This window comes from Prochlorococcus sp. MIT 1323, assembly GCF_047304905.1.
Lineage (GTDB): Bacteria > Cyanobacteriota > Cyanobacteriia > PCC-6307 > Cyanobiaceae > Prochlorococcus > Prochlorococcus marinus_D.
The window spans coordinates 377,467-399,341 of the sequence record NZ_CP138973.1 but is presented as its reverse complement, the minus strand read 5'-3'; the positions used below and the strand labels follow the sequence as shown (position 1 = coordinate 399,341).

General features: G+C 49.0%; 18 protein-coding genes. 7 read left to right on the top strand and 11 right to left on the bottom strand.

The genetic code is table 11. The features are described from left to right. Positions 1-513: 513 nt before the first annotated feature. Positions 514-681, top strand: coding sequence for a DUF4278 domain-containing protein (locus SIB68_RS01880; protein ID WP_071818067.1), 168 nt, complete (start codon positions 514-516; stop codon positions 679-681). Between the two features lie 181 nt (positions 682-862). After that, a complete protein-coding gene (locus SIB68_RS01875; protein ID WP_155724942.1) occupies positions 863-1,348 on the top strand; it encodes a hypothetical protein in 486 nt (161 codons plus the stop codon). A gap of 767 nt (positions 1,349-2,115) precedes the next feature. On the opposite strand, the gene SIB68_RS01870 is transcribed toward SIB68_RS01875, so the two are convergent. Together SIB68_RS01870 and SIB68_RS01865 are read right to left on the bottom strand one after the other, a co-directional pair. Further along, positions 2,116-2,478, bottom strand: a complete 363-nt coding sequence (locus SIB68_RS01870) for a hypothetical protein (protein WP_155724977.1) — start codon at positions 2,476-2,478, stop codon at positions 2,116-2,118. Positions 2,479-2,735: 257 nt separating this feature from the next. Then, positions 2,736-2,930, bottom strand: a complete 195-nt coding sequence (locus SIB68_RS01865) for a hypothetical protein (protein ID WP_155724941.1) — start codon at positions 2,928-2,930, stop codon at positions 2,736-2,738. 198 nt (positions 2,931-3,128) lie between these two features. Between SIB68_RS01865 and SIB68_RS01860 the strand changes: the two genes are divergently transcribed. Next, complete coding sequence (locus SIB68_RS01860; RefSeq protein WP_063400366.1) at positions 3,129-4,352, top strand: glycosyltransferase; 1,224 nt, start codon at positions 3,129-3,131, stop codon at positions 4,350-4,352. Between the two features lie 297 nt (positions 4,353-4,649). Here SIB68_RS01860 and SIB68_RS01855 read toward each other — a convergent pair whose 3' ends face one another. After that, positions 4,650-5,951, bottom strand: a complete 1,302-nt coding sequence (locus tag SIB68_RS01855) for a cation:proton antiporter (protein ID WP_236068952.1) — start codon at positions 5,949-5,951, stop codon at positions 4,650-4,652. A 602-nt stretch (positions 5,952-6,553) separates the two neighbouring features. On the opposite strand from SIB68_RS01855, the gene SIB68_RS01850 reads away from it, so the two are divergent. The 4 genes from SIB68_RS01850 to SIB68_RS01835 all read left to right on the top strand — a co-directional run bounded on the left by SIB68_RS01850 (position 6,554) and on the right by SIB68_RS01835 (position 13,621). After that, the gene (locus SIB68_RS01850) at positions 6,554-11,290 is read left to right on the top strand and encodes a 2-oxoacid:acceptor oxidoreductase family protein (RefSeq protein ID WP_063400365.1); all 4,737 of its coding nucleotides are present in this window, start codon (positions 6,554-6,556) and stop codon (positions 11,288-11,290) included. Positions 11,291-11,706: 416 nt separating this feature from the next. Further along, positions 11,707-11,976, top strand: a complete 270-nt coding sequence (gene purS, locus SIB68_RS01845; RefSeq protein WP_011826356.1) for a phosphoribosylformylglycinamidine synthase subunit PurS — start codon at positions 11,707-11,709, stop codon at positions 11,974-11,976. A 7-nt stretch (positions 11,977-11,983) separates the two neighbouring features. Continuing rightward, complete coding sequence (gene purQ / locus SIB68_RS01840) at positions 11,984-12,637, top strand: phosphoribosylformylglycinamidine synthase subunit PurQ (protein ID WP_063400364.1); 654 nt, start codon at positions 11,984-11,986, stop codon at positions 12,635-12,637. A gap of 6 nt (positions 12,638-12,643) precedes the next feature. Then, the gene (locus SIB68_RS01835; protein WP_063400363.1) at positions 12,644-13,621 is read left to right on the top strand and encodes a S66 peptidase family protein; all 978 of its coding nucleotides are present in this window, start codon (positions 12,644-12,646) and stop codon (positions 13,619-13,621) included. 59 nt (positions 13,622-13,680) lie between these two features. Here SIB68_RS01835 and fba read toward each other — a convergent pair whose 3' ends face one another. The 8 genes from fba to lpxD form a co-directional block, all read right to left on the bottom strand. After that, the gene (gene fba, locus SIB68_RS01830; protein ID WP_063395759.1) at positions 13,681-14,754 is read right to left on the bottom strand and encodes a class II fructose-bisphosphate aldolase; all 1,074 of its coding nucleotides are present in this window, start codon (positions 14,752-14,754) and stop codon (positions 13,681-13,683) included. A gap of 120 nt (positions 14,755-14,874) precedes the next feature. Beyond that, positions 14,875-15,984: a Gfo/Idh/MocA family protein gene (locus SIB68_RS01825; RefSeq protein ID WP_063400362.1), complete on the bottom strand. Its 1,110-nt coding sequence runs from the start codon at positions 15,982-15,984 to the stop codon at positions 14,875-14,877. A gap of 9 nt (positions 15,985-15,993) precedes the next feature. Next, positions 15,994-16,362 (bottom strand): hypothetical protein, encoded by a 369-nt coding sequence (locus SIB68_RS01820; RefSeq protein ID WP_063400675.1) that lies wholly within the window; start codon positions 16,360-16,362, stop codon positions 15,994-15,996. Between the two features lie 44 nt (positions 16,363-16,406). Further along, positions 16,407-17,288, bottom strand: coding sequence for an acetyl-CoA carboxylase, carboxyltransferase subunit beta (accD, locus tag SIB68_RS01815; RefSeq protein WP_011129913.1), 882 nt, complete (start codon positions 17,286-17,288; stop codon positions 16,407-16,409). A 187-nt stretch (positions 17,289-17,475) separates the two neighbouring features. After that, positions 17,476-18,288 carry a prepilin peptidase gene (locus SIB68_RS01810; RefSeq protein ID WP_063400361.1) on the bottom strand — a complete coding sequence of 271 codons (813 nt, stop codon included), beginning with the start codon at positions 18,286-18,288 and terminating at the stop codon, positions 17,476-17,478. A gap of 385 nt (positions 18,289-18,673) precedes the next feature. Then, positions 18,674-19,576, bottom strand: a complete 903-nt coding sequence (locus SIB68_RS01805; protein ID WP_011129911.1) for a phosphoribulokinase — start codon at positions 19,574-19,576, stop codon at positions 18,674-18,676. Positions 19,577-19,673: 97 nt separating this feature from the next. Then, entirely contained in the window at positions 19,674-20,747 is a 1,074-nt protein-coding gene (gene leuB / locus SIB68_RS01800) for a 3-isopropylmalate dehydrogenase (protein ID WP_063400360.1), read from the bottom strand. A gap of 37 nt (positions 20,748-20,784) precedes the next feature. Then, positions 20,785-21,828 carry a UDP-3-O-(3-hydroxymyristoyl)glucosamine N-acyltransferase gene (gene lpxD / locus SIB68_RS01795; protein ID WP_063400359.1) on the bottom strand — a complete coding sequence of 348 codons (1,044 nt, stop codon included), beginning with the start codon at positions 21,826-21,828 and terminating at the stop codon, positions 20,785-20,787. Positions 21,829-21,875 lie beyond the last annotated feature (47 nt).

Below are 21,875 nucleotides of genomic sequence, written 5' to 3'. Positions count from 1 at the left end.
GCTGAGGGAGGCCAGCAGAGCCTCCTGCCTTACTGACGATTTCAAGTATTTCTACTGTTGAATCTTGTCACTGATTCTTTGGTTGAAATATGCCCAGTTCTCATTCACTCTGATTAGCTCCCTTTTAAGGACCAGCACGCATACAATCAAGAAATCAATAGCGAAACTTGCTGTAAGTTCTGCAAGGATAGTTGCCCCCATTCATCCATACACGTAAAGATTTGTTGCGACCGCGGCCCGATAAAAGTCGTGAATGGTCCCTTCGGTAACGACAGCTTTAGAGAGAATTCAGACCGTATCAAGCTTTCCAGAACAGCTTCAAAGTTGTAATCCAAAGCGAAGAGGCGCGATCCAAGCAGGATTTTGTATCCGCATGAACAACCAACCCTCCTACACAGAATGCATAATTGATTTGTAGCGATAGCTACCAAAACGTTCACCCTGATCATTGCAGGGCGCAGTTCGAGCCAAGCCATGGAACGGGGACTTGGACGTCATTTCGGACTCTGAATCATGACCACGCTTCTTTATCGCGGCCAGCAGTATGCCCAGCACAAAGAAGTTGCACCTAAGCAACTCGTAGAACTGACATACCGCCGCACTGTCTACGCAAACAACAAGCTGAAAGCAGCCCAGACGCATCCTGTGCTCACCTATCGCGGGCAGGAGTACCAGAAGTAATTCATTTGGCAATCACTTCTGAAAAACCCTTTGAACTCGCCCCGCTAGTCGGGGCTTTTTTGTGGTCTGAGCTTGTCTAGCGCCTCTCAACTGTTTGCAGCTTTATTGCAAAGCTTTTTCGCGATCATCAAGTCATCTTGTTTCTACTTCTCAGTAAGGGACTTGTAGATGCCAAGATTGCTTGACTTGGTTTTCCACCAATTCACTGCGAGTGTCATCAGAACCTGCTATCTCCAGGGGGTGTTCCAACGAAGCCATGAGTCGTCAACTCGCCGCAGGTCTAACCGTCATATTCCTGCTAGCACTACTGGCCACTAACCCCTCATTGAGCGGTATCCCCATCTATGGAGACACGTCTCTGCTTGAGTTCTGGGTGAAGAACATCGCTTTGGCGATGCCCCCAGCATTCACCCTTGGCATGTGCACAGTTCTTCTCTACAAAGGCTTCCGCTACCCCAGAGGAACAGTTTTTACCATCCTTGGTCTGCTTCAACTTGTATTTGTGGGATGGCTTATTTGGCTAACGTTTCAAGCAGGAGTTGTCTGGGTGTCTTTACCAATCCTTCTTTTGGCTGCCTTTATGGGGCCAAAGTCAGCTAGAGCAACTTGGAAATGGCTCGGCGTTGATCGCTATTACAGAATCAAAGCGGAACCAGATGCCGATTGATTGAGCTTCTTTTTTATCTTATATGTTGGCAAGCCTCCCCAATTATCACTGGGACCATGCCCAGAGCTGGCCGCCCTCACATATCCCAGTAAGCGAGGTTGGTTTCTCCTCCTGCAAACCAGCTGATTCGAGATAAAGCTATGAGTATTACTTACGAGAGCGCAAAGCTATTGAGCGCGTTTTGATTTGAATTGAGCAAGGTATGCAGGCCTCCAGACCGACAGCTGGGGGCTCTTTTTTGACTAACCACTACAGCTGGTAGCTAACAGACCGCTTGGTGGGCTATGAATGGTAATGACTAAGGTCTTGTCAAAATGCTGTTTGGCTTTACTAAAAAGCAGCTCTTGGGCTGGTGGCTTTTAACAACTGGAGCCAAGGTCACCTTAGGAATTTGGCTATTTGGTCGAATGGGCTGGGACTTGCCCTGGTGAAAGACCATAGATAGGCCTACCAAGGCTTGTCAGATCTGTTGATTCAACAAGATAGTCCTGAGCTGTATGCACTTAGATGTGCGTGGCAACTTTCTGCATAGTTAATTAATTTCCAGAATCTTTTTTCATTCACATAGACTGAATAAACAAGAATGAAGTAATTAGTTTGTCGCTTAAACCAAAGTGCTGTTTCCGCTTTTCATCAAGCATTTCCCCTTAGTTACTTCTCAGTTTTGATAAGATCAACAAGGAAGATGCGATGCTGAATTTCCTTTCTTGTTTTAGGCAAATACTTCCACTTGACATAATAATAAGGGGTGGTTTAGGCATCATACCTTAGCTATTTACCTCAACAATGTCATAGTATTCTCTTTCATCCTCATCGCAACAGCTGAGATCAGCATAATATCTTTCCAAGACAGTATGTGCCTCGTCATAGCTGGAAAAATACCTACCAGCGATCTCATCTGATTGGCCGTCACTTCGTATTATTTGAAAAGTGTTGGCCAGCTTGTTGTTGTTACCCATCTCGGCCACAAGTGCTCGACATTCAGCATCAACTCCCTTTTTTGTGGCCCACTCTGCAATTGCGCTTTTTTTCTCGTGAAGTTGCAACAATTGCATTGCGATGCCACGTAGGGTGTCAAGATCCTGACACTCCTGGATTGTTCGACGCAATTTCTCGGTCTGAAACTGCATCACAGTGCTTGGCTCAATGGGCTTCTCGACTGACAATGCGGGACACCCTGCGCAAAGGAACCTCAGCCATTGTGGCACCTGCTTGTACGTGCATGCATAGAAACATTTGCATATAGGCAAGCTCGTAAAAAATCGGATTTGATTATTACCAACAAAGAATTTACGAGCAAATACACCTAATATTAGAAAATTATATTTTGCTTATGCAAATAAAAGCAATCAGCAAATATGGATTAGTAAGTCTTATTAAGGCAATCTCAGTTCTTCGCCTTGACTTCATTGTGCAATCTAACAAAGGGAAGACCTGCAGCATCTGAGTTGGTATTCAACTGCGCATTAACTTCTGTAAAAGCTGATGTAGCAACAGTTGTTACAAAGCCAATCGCAATAGTGAGTGTGATGATCTTTTCGATCTCTAATTCGAATTTATTTGTTGTCATGGGTTTAGCCAAATGATGATCATTCCTTCATTGATGCAATAATTATCTATGGCTTTTATAAGTTAGTTAGTGACTGTGCTCATGGCGACCTGTGATTTTGATTACAGCGTTAACTGGTCATTCCAGCATTCACCGCAAATGCCTAGGGAACTGATTTCCGCGATTACTCCTTGAGATAATTTGATAGAAGGACTTTTTAGGGAAACAATTTTGTTGATCCTTACTTGGATCTTGATTGTCTTTGCTGCAGGAGCAGCACTCGGCTTGTTACTGCTGCTGTTCAGTCTTGTACGTGTGTTCCAAAATGCTCCAACCTTAAATTCCAAGCAGTTTCAGCCTGGGCAGCTACCTAGTAGCAAGGGGGAAACCCTCAAGAAAACTGAGCTCACAGTGGTTGTTCCTGCTTATAACGAGGCCACCAACATCAAGATGTGCCTGAGCAGCATTTTGGCCAGTGATCCACCCTGCAACAACTGGAGAGTGTTGTTGGTAGATGACGGGAGTACTGATGAAACCGTTCAAGTTGCAAGCGCTGTTGCCTCAGTCTTAAAGCTGGAGGAAGGTCGCTTTACAATTTTGAACGCTGGACCAAGACCCTTGGAGCAGCGTTGGGTAGGCAAGAACTGGGCCTGCTCGCGTGCAATGGAGCTTGTGAGTAGCACCTGGGTGCTGTTTGTAGATGCAGATGTGGAGCTTCACCCAGCAACCCTCAAGCGTGCACTGAATCAGGCAATTGAGGAAGAAGCAGATCTGCTGAGCCTGGTACCACGTATTAACTGCAGCTGCTCTGCTGAATGGATGGTGCAACCGATCATGGCCTGTCTTTTAGCTGTAGGTTTTCCGATTAAAGCCGCCAATGATCCAGCTGAATCAACAGCATTTGCCGCTGGACCATTTATGTTATTTCGCCGATCAACGTATGAGGAGATTGGTGGTCATCGTGCACTGGCTGATGTGGTGATAGAGGATCTGGCTCTAGCTCGTGGAGTGAAAAGCGGAGGATTTCGACTGCGTTATCTGCTTGGCTTAGATGCATTGCAATTGCGGATGTACGACAATTTTCCTGCGCTTTGGGAAGGCTGGAGCAAGAATTGGTTTCTTGGCCTAGATAGCAGTATCGTCAAAGCAATCGGAGCATCAGCACTAGTGTTCTGGATGTTCACAGGCCCCTGGCTAGTATTGTTGCTGATCATAGTTTGCCTGCTCTGGATGCCTTTTTATGGGACACTATTAATTGCCTTTACTTTTTCAGTAATTGGTGTATTGCTTCAGTTCATTCTACGTCTTTGGACACGTCAAAAATTCGAGGTGCCATTAACGAATTGGTGGTTGATGAGTGCAGGTGGAATCCTTATTGGCTTGCTTGGACCAACTTCAGTTTGGAGAACACTGACTGGACGCGATTGGACCTGGAAAGGCCGTTCCTTGGCTTAAGAACTGTTAGCTAGCCATTAGTTAGGCAAGTCGCATCAACTATTAATTATTACTAGAATTAAATTCATTCATCTTCCAGCAGAACACTCAATAGGCTCATATTTCTATCATTCATTATCTTTGATAATTCCAAGCACTAATGATACTTACAGGCCTATCATTCAACCATCTCCAGCCCTAATCCTGAAGATCATTACTGTAGATACTTTCATTTCAATAGATCGTTCATTTGACTAGCTTGTCCTTTTGGGCTTTCGTCTTTTTTGTTTTGTCTTTATAAACTCAATCTTCTTTACTTCAGCCTGCATGGCTTCTTTCCCAACGGCCGTAGAACATCGAAAACCGGTTAGCTGTAATGCCATGGGCAATCACACTCAAAACAATGGTGACCGTTGTGGTAGTAAGGATCGCTTGTGCGCTTGGAAGCGCCGCGTCTACCACCATCACAACAAACACAATGCTGGCCAAACCTCTTGGCCCAAACCAACCAACGAAGAGTTTCGTCCAGTGATCAAGTCCAAGGCCGCTGGTTACTAAGGCAACCGGAAGAACGCGCACTAGTGTCAGGCTTAAAGCCCCATAGACCACACTTGCGACTGTGATGTGGCTCCAGGCATCGGGCACCATGGCACTGCCAAATAAAACCCAGGTCAGTAGGGCCAACATGTCCCCCATTGCCAGGGAAGCCACCATCTCACCGTCCTTGAGTTCTTTGCGACTGCAGATCCCATAAAAAAGACCAGCGATGAAACAGGAAATAAATCCGCTCCCATGAAGGGTTTGGGCGAGGGTGTAGGCACTCAGGGCCAAGGCCACTGTGATCAAAGGCCTCCAATCCTCAGCAATCCATTTGCGTTGGTCTGCCTGATCCCTTAACCAACTAGCCAATAATCCAACAAAGGCTCCTATCACGAGGCCGAGACCTATTTCACTGACAAGCAGCTGGGCGAAGCTCTGCAATGCATCCTTCGGTCCATTGATCTGGTCAAGATGACCAGTTGAGATACCAAGAAAGCACAACAACATAGGAACACAAATTCCGTCATTAAGGCCACTTTCAACATTGAGGTCTTCGCGGATAGCTTCTGGTACTTCGCGGTTGGTGGTCACCGCTTCGCCAAGTGCCGCATCTGTTGGAGCGAGCACCACAGCAAGTAGGGCTGCTTCAATCAGGCTTAGTTCAGGCAATATCAATCGGGCCACCACGAAACCCATCAGAATGCTGAGTGGCAGTCCGAGCAGCAACAGACGCATTGGCAGGCGGGCACTGTTGCTTAACACTGTCCAGTCCAAGGATGCTGCATCTGTGAACAACACGAGACCCAATGTGATCTCTGCCAGACGCTTTAGCAGTGCTGAATCCAATGAGATGTTGAGCCAGCCCAGGTTGGCAGGGCCAAGAACTAAGCCCAGCGCAACAAAGACCAGTGGTCCAGAGACTGCTGTCCTGGACAATCGTCTTGAAAGCAGGCAATAGGCGAAGATCACTAAACTGATCACTGCCAGGTCAAGATCGCTGTGGAGCACGGCTAGTGGTGAGTTTGAGTTCCCTTGATGCTGCCCATAATTCGGGTGTAGATCTCGAAATCCACCATCCATGTTCAGATCTTTTTGATGGAATTTCTGTGAAACCGATTCAGACCCCTTGAGCGGTTTGCCTCGATGCTTTGCTACTGATCTTCAAAAGAGGTGGTCTGTTTCAACCAATCATTGAATAGGCCTTGATGAGGGCGCTATTGCGAAGGCAAGGAACCACAGAAATGTTGATAGCTATGGGTTTTGTTGAGCTGCAAGCAAGCACAGGACTTTGTGCTTTTACATGCAATACAGGACTATTCCCTAGTCATACCAGGTGGTCTCATGGTGTGGTGTACTTGAAAACAACAGAGTCAGTACCTGAGATCCTCTAAAAACAGAATGAGGCAACATCCCTTGTGCTACCAGGTTATGCAGCCAGGTAGAACAGTTCACTATCTGTAGGGGTTGAAATCAGAGACCCCAACCCCAGCTCTTGAAAAAATCAAGGCAAGCCACAAGACTGGCATTCGCTAGAAGGGTGAGGTTTAAGCTTTTTAGGAATCGACTCGTTGGGGCCTGGGCTTAAGTGTTCTTTCGCTCTCTTTGATCAAGTTCTGCAATCTGTTCACAGATTTCAGTAGATTTTACGCACACAGCAGATGTTCCTTCGTTGATTTCTACGTATGGCAGATCAAACCGTAGAACAGGAGATGGTTCCAGCAGTACTGGGGGGTGATAACCCAAAGTATCCAGGAATTCCGGTGACGTGTAATGGCAATCATCTTGTCACCAAGTGGGTAGAAACGCGCATTACAGAAGGAGGTGTCTATTACCCAATTACACCCTCAACAGAGGGGGGTGAAATATATCAACAGTCTTTTGCAGAAGGGGCTCTTGATGTATGGGGAAACCAAAAGTTATCTGTTGAGGCAGAAGGTGAACATGCAGCGCAAGGCGGTGCTACTGCGGTAGCGATGACTGGTAAGCGCACAGTTAACTTCACATCTGGACAGGGAATTGTATATGCAATGGAGCAGTATTACCACGCACCAGGGAAGCTCTCAACGATGGTTTTGGAGGTTGGAGCTCGAGCCCTGACCAAGCATGCTCTTAATGTTCACTGTGGCCATGATGATTTCAATGCAGCTCTAGATACTGGATGGACGATGTTAATTGCTCGAGATGCCCAGCAAGCTGCAGATCAGGCTATTATTCTTCGTAAATGTAATGAATTAGCTTTAAATCCAGGAATGAATATTCAAGATGGGATGTTGACCACCCATTCTGAGCGTACTTATCGAGCCCCAGAAGCGGATCTACTACGTGAATATCTGGGCGCACCAGATGACCAGATAGATTGCCCTTCACAAGCCCAAAGAGAACTGTTCGGAGTTCGGCGTCGCCGAGTCCCCGAAATGTTAGATTTAAAGAATCCGGTGCTTTTAGGTCCTGTTCAAAATCAAGAGCACCATATGAATGGTGTCATAGCACGTCGTAATAATTTCAATGAACCAATTCTTAAATTCCTTGAGCAATGCTATCTAGAGTTTGCTCAGTTAACAGGCCGCAACTACGGGCTTATTCAAGAATATAAAACCGAGGGAGCGGATACAGTCTTTATTTCTCTTGGTTGTGCAGCTGAAAATATTGAAGCGGCATGCGATTATCTAAGTGAGCACCGCAATGCCAAGGTTGGTTCTATTCATATAAATGTTTTACGTCCCTTCCCTGAAGCGGCATTAATTAATGCTTTGCGTGGCAAAAAGAATGTCATTATTTTAGAACGAACAGATGAGGGCTTGGCTGGTGATAATCCATTAGGTCGAGACATCCGCACTGCTCTAAGTAAAGGACAGGAGTCTGCACAGTATGGAGGCATGATGCCTGCAATAACACTTGATCAAACACCAAGAATTTTTCGCGGAAGTTATGGGCTTGGCTCTAGAGATTTTCGACCAGAACATATCATCGGAGCTTTTGAATATGCCACTGGGGAGATTGCCCGGAAAGACGGCAAAAATGCAGCTGATGGCGAAGCTTATTTCACACTAGGTATTGATCACCCCTATAGCGTTGTTTCTAAAGACACACCATCGCTATTGCCGAATGGAGCAATTGCTGTTCGATTCCATTCGATTGGAGGCTGGGGAATGATCACCACTGGGAAAAACCTTGGTGAAATTATCGGTAAGTTTGGGCAAATGATTTCCGAACGTGATCCAACCTATGATCAACATGGCCAATTAGAAGAGAAGCTCTTCATTATGGCCAACCCCAAGTATGGCTCCGAAAAGAAAGGAGCCCCTACTAATTATTTCCTAACAGTTGCGGCTGAAAAGATACAAGTGAATTGTGAGCTCAATCATGTTGATGTGGTGCTCTGCTGTGACCCCAAAGCATTCACACATACTAATCCGCTGGCGGGTTTAAATAAAGGCGGTTGCCTTGTATGGGAATCAAGTGAGCCCGCTGCTGAAGCTTGGCAGCGAATTCCATCAAAGTATCGCAAATTCATCAAAGATAACGGCATTCGTGTATTTATTCTGCCTGGATTCGATATCGCTCGAGAAGCAACAACTCGAACTGATCTGCAATTAAGGATGCAAGGCAATTCCTTCCTTGGTGCATTCTTCAAAGTTTCAACATTTTTGCAGGATCACGAAATTAGTGAGGCAGCGTATAAGGAGGTTGTTCGCAACCAATATCAAAAGAAGTTCGGACGCTTTGGTGACGCGGTAGTTGATTCAAATATGAAGGTTATGGCTGGTGGCTTTGAAAGGGTTCAGGAAATTACTTATGGCAAAAATAAGGATGTAGATACTTCAAGCATGCGCAACCCCATGCTTGCACCAAAGGATTCTGCTCTCATTGAGATTCCAGCAACTGCAGGTTGTGCCGCTAGTGGTTGTTCGTCTTGTTCGATGCCTGATGGACAAACCAATAGGTCACCATTCCAAACACTGCAGAAATTTGATTCAGAATTCCGAAACGACTTGGGCTATCACCAACCATCAGGTGCTTTTGCAAGCTTATCTGTTATGGGACCTGCCAGTGGCGCGACACAAAGTAAATATGTAGCCAGGCGCGAAACCCCAATTTACATCGCAGAGAATTGTACTCAATGCATGGAATGTATCGCGGCATGTCCTGATACTGCCTTGCCTAATACAGCACAGGATGTAAGTACAATTCTTGTCACTGCCATACGCAATTATGTCACTGACGAGAATGCATCGAAGCAACTTTTGAAGGAGGTGCCTGGATTAGATCAACGTTGCCACGAAAAAATGAATGACAATGTTGCATCCAAAACCAAACAGCCTTTTAAAACTATTCTAAGTAATGAGTTGGATGAGCTTACATCAATCGATGAAGCCTCACGTAGGCAGCTAATTGATATTATTGACAAGTTACCACTTGCTTATAACAACACCCCTAGTATTTACAAAAGTCTTGAAAAGAAGAATCCTGGTAGTGGTGGCATCTTTTCTATTTTTGTTAGCGACCTCTGCAAAGGCTGTGGGGAGTGTGTTCAGGTTTGTGGAGAACATGATGCCTTGCGAATGAAACAGGATACGCCTGAACTTAATGCCGATCTTACAACTGCCCAAGTTTTTAGCCGGTTATTACCAGATACCAGTCAAAAGTTTCTTGGACAATATCAGTCTGAATCACCAGAGTCATCACTTGAATCAGCCCTGCGGAAGCACTTGATGGTACGGAGTAATTACGAGTCTCTTGTCTCTGGAGACGGTGCTTGTGCAGGCTGTGGAGAAAAGAGTGTGCTGAGAGCTGCTGCTTCTATCACAGAGGCATACATGCGACCCATTTATCACCAAAAAGCAGAGCGATTACGCAAAAAAGCACAACTATTAGAAAAATGTGGTGTTACAAGGTTGGCAACTCTAAAGACTCAAGATGATGATGAATATAGTTGGTTTAAGCGTTCTGTAGCCCATGCAGTGATGGGTCTTGGTGGTGAGAACGAAAATGATACAACTCTTCGGCTCAATAGATTTGGTGAGATCACTGATCAAGAAGTCATCACAGCACTGGTAACAGTCCTCAATCAGGATGCCTTTAATCACTCTGATCTACAGGCAGTTGATGGACGTATGGCAAATGGAATGTGCACCATGTATATGGGTGCTCATACTGGCTGCAATACGGTTTACGGTTCTACTCCTCCCTCCAATCCTCATCCATACCCCTGGATGAATTCCTTATTTCAGGATGGCGCAACCATTAGTTGGCTGATAGGAGAATCTGCTGTCCTCAATCATGCACGTCGATCTGTAACTCCGGAACGACTTGCCACAGCACTTCTCGATCGTGACATCAATGTTTGTAGTGAGCGTGAATACTTTGAGCTAACTCATCTTGATGACTCACTCATGACTGATCAGGAAATACGTGAGTTACCTAAAGTTTGGGCGATTGGTGGAGATGGAGCTATGGGCGATATAGGTTTCCAAAACGTTTCAAAGGTCGTCTTGCAAAACCGTCCAAATGTCAAATTACTGATGCTTGATACGCAGGTCTATTCCAACACCGGTGGTCAAAACTCCGACAGCTCTAACATGTTGGGTGGATATGATATGAACCAATTTGGTGTTGCTTCGCAAGGTAAGCTCGTAGAGAAGAAAAGTGTTGCAGAAGCATTTACAACTGGCCATGGTTCCCCATTTATTGCCCAGGTTTCTATGGCAAATTCAGGGAAAATGTATAAGGCCATGCTTGATGGACTTGAATATCGTGGTACAGCCTTTTTCCAATGCTATACATCTTGTCAACCAGAGCATGGTATTGGTGACGACATGAGTGCCTATCAGGCTCGCATGATTCGCGATAGTCGTGGAATGCCTGAGTTTATCTATAATCCTCGCGCTGGCGAGACCATCCAGGAAACTTTTGAGCTCAAGGGTAACCCTTCAATCAATCGAGACTGGAGGGCAGCTAAATATCAATCAAATGGAAAGCCATATAATCTCACTGTTGCTCACTGGGCTCTTACCGAAGCACGTTTTCGCAGACACCTCAAAGAGATTCCTGAAGCACAAGTCAACGAGTTCATACATCTCGATAATATGCTTACTCTAATTAGGCAGCAAGATGTTATTTATAGAAATGTTTTCAATGAAAATCATCATGCTTATGTGCCTGATTGGGGTGTGTATTTTAAGGCTGAAATCAATGGCAAGTTTAAGTATTATGCGGTTAGTCGGCAGATGGTTCTCTTCCATATAGAGCGCCGTAAATCATGGCGGATGATGCAAAGCCGTGCTGGGCTGCGCAACGAAGACTATGCAGCACAGAAGATCATATTGGAGAGGCTGGATTCTGGTGAGTTCACTCGAGATGACTTAATTAATCGAGGCAGAGAGTTGATGAATGAACAAATTCAACAAGCCATCCACTAGCCAAACTCCCGACAGCCAATTCTTATCTATATTATTGACGCAATAGAGCCCCAGAGAGTATTTCTAGAACATTATTTTGCTAAGGAGTTGTCTCATGCTTAGCAACATAATCTATATCCTCTTGTAAGTTAAGCTTTCATCAGAGAGTCTTACTTGCCATCAGCCAAGCAACTAACAACCAGGGTCAGTACAGTCCATTCAGCTCATCTTGACTTTGGCTGCATAGTCATGCTCAGATAACTATAATTTTTGCGTTGTATTTCTCCTACACCTGCATTGTTTTGATCGTTGAATCAACCATCACCATTCACCACGCAAGCAGTGCAGGCCTACTGGACTAGGTTTTAAACGCGCTTTCATCCTTTAAAAAGGGTGCCTTGAGCTGCGAAGATTTAACAATCCACTTCCTACAGACCGTGCCGCGATTTCATGCCCGCGTTCTTGTCAGCCTGCGTCCTTCAGTGCTTGACCCGGCGGGGGAGGCTGCTCGATCTGCTGCCAATCGCCTTGGGGTGGAAGGCATCAGCAAACTGCGGATCGGAAAGGTTGTTGATCTTGAGCTCGAGGCTGATAATGAAGCGGAAGCACGCAAGCAGCTGGAACTGCTCAGTGATCGCCTGTTTGCCAATCCCGTGATTGAAGATTGGAGTCTTGAGCTTCAGCCGGTTCCTACAACCACCGCTTAATGCAGCCATGAGTATTGGTGTTGTTGTCTTCCCTGGCTCAAATTGTGATCGCGATGTGCACTGGGCAGCGCAAGGATGCTTGAACATCCCAACGCGCTTTCTCTGGCATGAGACCCGTGATTTAAATGGTCTTGATGCTGTTGTGCTTCCAGGCGGGTTTAGTTATGGCGACTACCTCCGTTGTGGTGCAATTGCCCGTTTTGCACCGGTGCTTGAGTCGCTGGTGGAATTTGTTGCACGTGGCGGCAGGGTGCTCGGCATCTGCAATGGCTTTCAGGTTCTGACTGAACTAGGTCTGCTCCCTGGCGCTCTAACTCGCAATCGAAGCCTTCATTTCATCTGTGAGGATGCTTTGCTCACTGTGGAAAGCAACCGCACGCCTTGGCTAATGGGTCATCAACGCAAGGATGCTCTCACCCTGCCCATTGCCCATGGTGAGGGTCGATATCAGTGCAGTAACGAAACCCTTTGCCAGTTACAAGACGACGACGCTATCGCCTTGCGCTATGTCAATAATCCCAATGGTTCAGTGGCTGATATCGCTGGAATTACAAACAAGACTGGCAATGTGCTTGGCTTGATGCCCCATCCTGAACGGGCTTGTGATCCTGTGATTGGTGGTGTGGATGGCAGAGGATTGTTGCAGTCACTGCTTGGCTGATTCACGATGCGACGGCGTTCGCTACTGAAGGGGGTTCCAGCTGCTGTAACAGCAAGCTTGGCTTGGCCAAAGCTGGGACGAACGTTGACCCCAGCCTTTAATGCATCGACACCTTTGGCGGCGCCAACACCACTGCGTGATGGTTCACGAATTCGGGCGGTCAATACTGGTACGTGGATCGATCATCAAACAGACTTTTCTCTTTTAGTTGAGCGTTGCAAGGCGCAGGGGTGGCTCCTTGAATTACCTCAATCGTTGCATCGCCAATGGCAGTGGTTTTCGGGCACAGATGCCCAGCGTCGCGCTGAACTAGAGGCCGCGTGGAGGGATCCTCATGTTGATGGAATTGTCTACATCGGCTCTGGTTGGGGTGGCGCAAGGGTTTTGGAGGACGGGTTCCATTTTCCACGACGCTCCCTTTGGAGCCTCGGCTTCTCAGACTCCAGTGCTCTGTTATTAGCCCAGTGGGCTGTGGGATCTCGCGGCGCCATCCATGGGTCGATGACTGGGTCTGACGAACAATGGCAACGAACGGTTGATCTGTTGTCTTGTCAATCTGTAGCTCCGATATCAGGCCTTGGGGTCATTCCAGGCATTGCTGTAGGCCCTTTAGTGGTAACCAATCTCACCGTGGCTACACATTTAATCGGAACACCCTGGTTCCCTGATTTGCGGGGTGCCGTGTTAGTGCTCGAGGATGTAGGCGAAGCACCCTATAGGGTTGATCGCATGCTCACACAATGGCGCAGTGCAGGGCTGCTACGAGATGTTGCGGCTGTAGCTACAGGCCGTTTCAGCTGGAAAGGGGAGATTGTCCCTGGAGACTTCTCAATGGTCGGCATCCTTGAGGAGCGTCTTTCTTCTCTTGGCGTGCCATTGGTCACTGATCTTCCTGTTGGTCATGGCCAACCGAATCTTGCCTTGCCTCTTGGAGCAAACGCGCGCCTCGACGGACGCAATGGATCTCTAATGTTGCTGTCCTAAGCCATATTCATTAAAAAGGGAGGCCTCACAGCCCCCCTCAGCGATTCATTTGGCCTTAATCATGCAGCAACAGCAGTTTTTGGATCAAGCTGCCCTTTCTCATAAAGGGCTGAGTAATAGTTGATATCACGTTGCTTAATTTTACTGGCATTGCCGGCACACCAAAACTGCTGATAGCGATCAAGACAGACCTGCTTCATATATTTACGCGCAGGTTTGTTGAAGTGGCGTGGATCAAAGTTGGCAGGATCAGCGACAGAGGCTTCACGCACAGCAGCGGTGAAAGCCAGGCGATTGTCGGTGTCGATATTGACCTTACGCACGCCATTGCGAATTCCTTCTTGGATCTCTTCGACAGGAACGCCATAGGTCTCAGGGATTGCACCTCCGTATTTATTGATCATTTGCAGCCATTCCTGTGGAACGGAAGAGGAACCGTGCATCACTAAATGAGTGTTAGGGATAGCCTTATGGATTTCTGCAATTCGACTGATCGCTAATACTTCACCAGTTGGTTTGCGCGTGAATTTGTAGGCGCCGTGACTGGTTCCAATTGCGATTGCTAAAGCGTCAACTTTGGTTTTAGCGACGAAGTCGGAGGCCTCAGCTGGGTCAGTGAGCAGTTGGCTGTGGTCGAGCTTGCCTTCAAATCCGTGGCCGTCTTCGGCTTCACCCATACCTGTTTCCAAGGAGCCCAGGCAGCCCAGTTCACCCTCCACGCTTACGCCAATGGCATGGGCCACACCTACGACTTCTTTTGTGACAGCAACGTTGTACTCGTAGCTGGCAGGTGTCTTGGCGTCTGCCTCAAGAGAACCATCCATCATCACAGAGGTGAACCCGTTGGCGGCAGCACCAAAGCATGTTGAGGGGCTATTCCCGTGGTCTTGATGCATCACAACCGGGATGTCTGGATAGGTCTCAACGGCGGCGATGATCAGATGTCTTAAAAAGATTTCACCTGCGTAGCTTCGAGCACCGCGGGAGGCCTGCAGGATCACTGGGCTGTCAGTCTCGTCAGCCGCTTCCATGATGGACTGCACCTGCTCGAGGTTGTTCACGTTGAAAGCAGGTATGCCATAGCCGTTCTCTGCGGCATGGTCAAGCAGAAGCCTTAGCGGAACGAGGGCCATAGAAATCTCCGTAGTGTCAGTAGGGGCCAGTTCTCAAGCAAAGAGTCCTGGACCTGCGGCCCCGGACTTTATAAGACGATGGTCAGAACTGTCACCTATCCCTATCAGGCTTATTTATTTTCAGAGTGTCGATTGGATTTCAAGTCGCTGTCCTGATCTAGCTGAATCCCTTATTTTGTCGCATACCTTTTGGCTGGCCCATCCTTCCGCAAGGCCTGGCAGCATTGGCTGGCCACTTCGCATGCTCTCGGACCACCAGCCTTGAAGCCTCGCCACAGGGGCGATGCGACCATCAGTCCATGTGGTTGGGAATGCTAGATCCAAATCAGCGCTAATGCTGCGTAGTGGCTCACCGGCAGCTGCTGCCCAGAGGCCAAAGCCATGCACATAGTCTTTCTGGTTGTCACTGCCAAGCAAGAGGCTGCCATTGCTGCCGTAGATCTCCAACCAGCACCCTCTTCCCTGGAGGGCAATTGCCGTGAGGCTCACCTGTGCAGGAATTTCAGGCCTCTCATTTCCACCCAGCTTTAACTGAGCCAGGGTGACGTCTTCACTGCTCACATCACACGGTTCGCCACTACTGGGATCAGGCCTTGTTTGAATCGAGGTGGATAGCAGAGCGCTCACCTGGCGAGTTGGCCCACACAACCAATGCAGCATGTCGATGGCATGAGTGCCTAGCGCCCCAATCACGCCGCCACCTGCCTCGGATTGGGAATACCAGTTCCATGGTCTTGAAGCATTGGCACGACTACTCATTAACCAGTCAAGTTTCACCAGCCATGGCGTTCCCACGATGCCTTGATCAAGCAAACGCTTGGCTTGCATAAACAACGGCACAGCACGGTATTCAAAGTCCACGGCCACGCTCAATCTTTTCTTGATGGCCAGTCGTTGCAGTTCAGCGACTTGATCGGCATGCAACGCCACGGGTTTCTCCAGAAGCAAATGTTTTCCAGCTTTCAGTGCTTCGAGCGCCAATTCAAAACGCGGGCCTGGTGGTGTTGCCAGAATCACGGCCTCGATCTTTGGATCAGTCAATAGGGCTGACCAGTCGCTATAGCCGACAAGTTCATGCTGGTTAGAGGCTTTTTCTAGTCGCTCTCTGCGTGGATGCCATAGGGCAACAGGCTGTAGGTCTGGGTTGGCTTTGAGTGCCGGAAGATGAACGCTTTCACCGAAGCCAAGGCCGGCAATAGCAACACCAATTGGAGGGCGGATTGGATTCATGATTGATATTTACGTCACCTCTGCAGTGCAAACCTCATCGATGACTGCATCGATGAGCTCATCGCCATCAGAGGGTTTCCATTCTGCGCGGAAACGATGCAAACCATTCACCGAGGTATCCCTGAAGAGCTTTTGATCGCAGTCCACATGCATCAAATAAAGGCTGCCATTTTGCTGCTTCTCGCCTTCTCTAAGCGCTGGAGTAAAGCGACTAAGCACGCTGAGATTGCCATCCTTGTCGTAGTGAAGGCTGCCTATATCCCACCATTGCTGTCCAGCTTCAGTGGCGGGGACTTCCTTCCATTCCACTGGGCCAGCGCTTGCGATTTCTGCTTCGAGAAAGCCACAAGGAATAAAAAGGGTGAGCAGCAGAAGCATTAAACCCTGACCTAGCCAGAGGCAGAATCGGAATCGAGATTTGCTCATTTGCCCGCAGCCTTTTTCGCTTTGCAGCCATGAAGCAGCAAGAGTGAGGCCAGCGTTTTACGAAGTTGCGTGCGAGGCACAATCGTGTCTACGAAACCGTGCTCTTGCAGATATTCGGCAGTCTGAAAATTGTCGGGTAGTTTTTCCCGCAAGGTCTGCTCAATGACCCGGCGTCCAGCAAAGCCAATCAGAGCCTTCGGTTCCGCCAGAATTAGATCACCGAGCATGGCAAAACTGGCAGTCACACCACCGGTAGTTGGATGAGTGAGCAGTGGCATGTAGAGCAGTTCAGCCTCTCGATGTCGCTCAAGAGCACCAGAAATCTTGGCCATTTGCATCAGGCTGAGCATGCCTTCTTGCATTCGAGCTCCGCCTGAAGCGCAGACAATCAAGAGGGGTAGGCCTTGGGCTGTGGCCCGTTCCACCAGTCGGGTGATCTTTTCGCCAACGACTGATCCCATAGAACCGCCCATGAAGCGGAAATCCATCACCGCCATGGCCATCGGCATTCCTTCAACTTGGCAAAGACCTGTGACGACCCCGTCCTTCATCCCTGTTGAGGCCTGGCTTTCTCTCAGTCGATCGGCATAGGCACGTCGATCTTTAAATCCGAGTGGATCTGTAGGGCTGAGGTTGCGATCCAGTGATTTAAAACTTCCTTGATCAGCGATCAGGACGATCCTTTCGTCGCTATCGATGCGGTGGTGATAGCCGCAGTTGGAACAAACACTTGCATTGGCATGAAGATCCTTGCGATAAACAACTTGACCGCATTCGGGGCATTTGACCCAAAGGCCATCGCTTTCTTCAGTTTCCTGGCTCACCTTGCCAACGAACTGACCCTTGCGACGATCAGCAAACCAGTCGAATAAACTCATCCTTTTAAATCAGTGTGAGGACGGGTGACTTCTCAACTGGCACAAGGCTTCTCGGGCAGACATAAGGATGGATGAAGTGTCCATGCTTATGTCCAATACCGCAAATTAAGAAGTGGTGAATCATCCAAATCTAAAGCGAGCTTCACTCGCTGACAGTTGGCATTTTTTTCTGGCAGCCTTTTGTCTATTAAAGACCCATTAGGTTGACCCAATGTTGCCACCACCAATCTGAGCCACAAAGCCATACACCCCAGACCCCAAAGGCAATGAAAGGCCCGAAGGGAAAAGGCTGGCGAGGTTGGAGCTGACCAGTAAGCCGACCGATGAGACCAACCGCTGCGCCGCTGATGATGGCCAGGGTCATGGCCATAGCCACCCCATTCAGTCCTAACCATGCTCCAGCCATGGCCGCCAATTTGGCATCACCAAGCCCAAGGGCCGGCTGACCAATCAGCTTTTTGGCAAGGAAGCTAAGCCCTTCCATCGCAATTAAGGCTGCTGCTGCTGCTAGTAAATGGTCGAGCAGCAGGGCTGACCACTTACTCCAGCCGAGTGAAACTGCCGCTGTCGTGGTGAAAGCCAGGCCTAACAAAAGGCCAGCCCGACAAAGTGGTTCTGGCAACCACATGTGATCGAGGTCGATGAGGACCAGTGGCAACAGCACACTGACAAGCACGACTCCAGCAAAGAGATTGAACAAGGAAGACAACTCGCCCATGCTGGTTGGAGCTGCCAAGGCAGCCGATACCCAAAGCCCGGCGCTGAGACTCTCCACCGCTGGATAACGCACTGGAATGGTAGTTCTGCAATCACGACAGCGACCACCCAGTTGAATCCATGCGAGTACTGGGATGTTGTCGTGCCAACGCACACCGCATCCGCAACGTGGGCAATGGCTACCAGGCCAAATCAATGATTCCTTTCGGGGAAGCCGCCAGACCATCACATTGATGAAGCTGCCCATACAAGCTCCGATGATCGCTAGATAGATCCAGAGCATTAGCTGCGACTAGAGATGGCGATGTTTCTTGCACGGGTTTGACGGGAGCGCATCGGGAGGGTGCGCAGGAGCTCTAGCTTGAGAAATTTTTCTTTTGGAAGCAGAACCGGAAGATCAAAGACAACGCGTCCTTTCCCATTGTTTTCATTCAGAACAACACCAATGGGTTCCGTGCCAGTGATGGTGATGGAGAGATAGTTGAAATATATTTGTCGTGCTTTCTCAATCAGTTGGCCGCTGTTGATCCGATCCCAGCGTGCTGCCTCGGTTGATCGGGAAGCGGCTGTTGCAATTGCAAATGAGAGGCTGGAAATAGAAATAGGATTAACTGATTACTCAGATAATCCCATCATAGTTGTTTCTTGAGGTAACTAAATTATTTTGTTTAGGAGAGTTTGTGTTTGTCTTCAATCAGGCGATGAATGATCGGGGTCAAAATTAATTCCATTGCAAAACCCATCTTGCCTCCGTTCACCACGATGCTTGTCGGACTCGACATAAACGAGTCATTAATCATGTTGAGCAGATCTCCAAAGTCGATGCCCCATTTTTCGCGAGCACCTTTGCGGAAGTGAATGATCACAAAGCTTTCATCCGGCGTAGGGATGTTCCTACAAATGAATGGGTTGGAGGTGTCCACAGTGGGCACTCTCTGGAAGTTGATGTCTGTGCGGCTGAATTGTGGACAGATGTGGTTGATGTAATCAGGCATGCGGCGCAGAATCGTATCCACAATTGCTTCTGCGGAATAGCCTCGCTCGGCATTGTCGCGGTGGATTTTTTGTATCCACTCAAGGTTGGTGATTGGTACCACCCCAACCAGTAGATCGGCGCAGGCTGCTACGTCGTAACCATCACCAACGACACCACCATGCAGTCCTTCATAGAAGAGAACATCCGTGTTGGTTGGAATTTCCTCCCAAGGGGTGAACTGACCGGGGTCAAGTTTCGTGCCTAGGCGGCTGTTATGTTCTGCTGCCTCTTCAGTGCTATGCAAGTAATAACGCTTCTTGCCACCCCCTGTTTGACCATAGGTGCGGAAGAGCTCTTCGAGTTTGTCGAATAAGTTCGCTTCTGGGCCGAAGTGGGAAAAGTTTTCACCCTTGGCCAAGGCGTCAGCCATGGCTTCCTTCATGGCCATCCGCTCGAAGCGGTGGTAGCTATCGCCCTCCACAACGGCGGGCGTGATTTTCTCTCGGGAAAAAATGTGCTCGAAGGCCCGCTTTACGGTGCTGGTTCCGGCTCCGGAGGACCCTGTAACGGCAACAACCGGGTGACGCTTCGACATCGACGCAGGCAGGACAGGCCCAGAGATTTTGGCAGGTCATGGAGCAAACAGCTCAATTTGGCAACATCAGCAGTTGCGCATCAGGGTTTTAAATCCTTTAAAGCGCTTGCAGCAATTGCTCACCCATCTCTGCGCAGCCCAGTTGGGTACACCCCTCGCTCATGAGGTCACCTGTACGGAAACCTGCCGCGAGAACCCGCTCTACTGATCCTTCAAGAGCCGTGGCGGCATCGTTTTCCTTTAAGCCAATTCTCAGCATCATTGCTGCGCAAAGCACCATTGCCATTGGATTGGCCAGGTCTTGTCCTGCAATATCGGGTGCGGAGCCATGCACCGGTTCAAACAGTCCTGGTCCTTCGCTGCCGAGCGAAGCTGAGGGCAGCATGCCAATCGAGCCGGTAAGCATGGCGGCTTCGTCACTAAGGATGTCTCCGAATAGGTTGCCGGTAAGCAGCACGTCAAATTGCCTGGGGTTGCGCACCAATTGCATCGCGGCATTGTCCACATACATGTGGCTGAGCTCTACATCTCCATAGTTGGCAGCCAAAGCATCGACACGATCACGCCACAGTTGACTTACATCAAGCACGTTTGCCTTATCTACTGAACAAAGCTTTCCGCTGCGATCGCGGGCGAGCTCGAAAGCGACCTTGGCGATTCGATCCACCTCAGTTCTGGAGTAGGTCATTGTGTTGAAAGCGCGCTCATCCCCATCGGCCTCAATCCGCCCTTTCGGTTGGCCGAAATAAATCCCGCCTGTGAGCTCCCGCACAACCATTAGATCAACGCCTTTGATCACCTTTGCTTTCAGGCTGCTGGCATCGATCAGGGCCGGCAGGATCGTCACCGGCCTGAGGTTCGCAAATAGTTTCAGTCCTGCCCGAAGGGATAGCAGGCCTGTTTCCGGCCGTTGCTCCCTGGGCAGGGCATCAAAGCGAGGGCTACCAATTGCTGCAAGGAGCACCGCATCACTGGCTTGACATGCCTCAAGGGTGCTGGCGGGCAAGGGAGATCCGCTTGCGTCTATGGCAACCCCACCGATGGGGTGTTGCTCGAAATTCAGATTGAAACCGTGTTGTTGGCCTACTACATCAAGTAACAGCTTTGCTACAGCAGTGATTTCAGGACCGATACCATCACCAGGCAGCAGAACGATGCGGTGCTGGCGCATGTGGAGAACTCCAAAATGGCTTGTGCCTCCTGTGAGGTTACTGAGGTGTATCTCTTGTCAGCTTCCTCAACATTTTGGCCATCTCCGGTAATTTGCTGAAGGTGGCGGAACAGCGCAACCAGAGGCGATTTGGAATCGCGGGATAGCCGCTGACAACTTCGCCCGCTTCAACTTCGCCATGAATACCGCTCTTCGAGCTAGCGATGGCACGATCGCCGATTACAGCGCGATTAGCGACTCCAACCTGACCGGCGAGGATTACACCGTCACCCAAGCGAGCACCGCCGGCAATCCCCACCTGTGAGGCAAGGGCACATCCTTGGCCTGTAACCACTCCGTGGCCGATTTGCACGAGGTTGTCAATTTTGGTACCAGCGCCGATGCGAGTCTCACCCACCGATGGACGGTCGATGGTCGACCCGCAGCCCACTTCTACACCGTCTTCAAGAACCACCAAACCGGTTTGAGGCATCTTTCGCCATCCATTGGCGGTAGGGACGAAGCCGAAACCCTCTGATCCCACAACGGCATTGGAGTGCACAACGCAGTTCAGACCTAGCCTGGAACCAGGCTGAAGAACAGCATTGGCATGAAGTTCATTAGCTTCACCCACCACCACATCTTCGTAAATCACTACGCCTGGATGGACCACGCTATAGGCACCGATACGGCTGCCATCACCGATGACGACGTGCGCACCGATTGAGATCCCTTGGCCAAGATGCACTTGATCTCCGATCACGGCTGTGGGGTGAACACCTGCCTTGGGCCGCGAGCGTGGATGCAATTGATGCAAGGCTTCAGCGAATGCCAAGCGAGGATCTCGCAACACCGCAAAGGCCAGCCCTCTTTGTTCAGCAATGACACGTAGATCATCCTGAGGTGGAATCAATACGGCCCCAACCTTGCTATGGCTTAGCTGTGTGGTTAGTGCATTGCCCTGTTCCAGAAAACTGAGCTGATTGGCCTTTGCTTGATCGAGAGATGCGCCGCTAAGCAATTCAGGATCTTCAGCTAGCTGGTGGTCCTGCAGCCCAGCGCTTCCTTGTTGGAGGGAGGCGATCAACTGGCTGAAGCGCATGTCAAATCACTTTTCGGCGGATCGTAGGCGTGATGTGTTGTTGATGT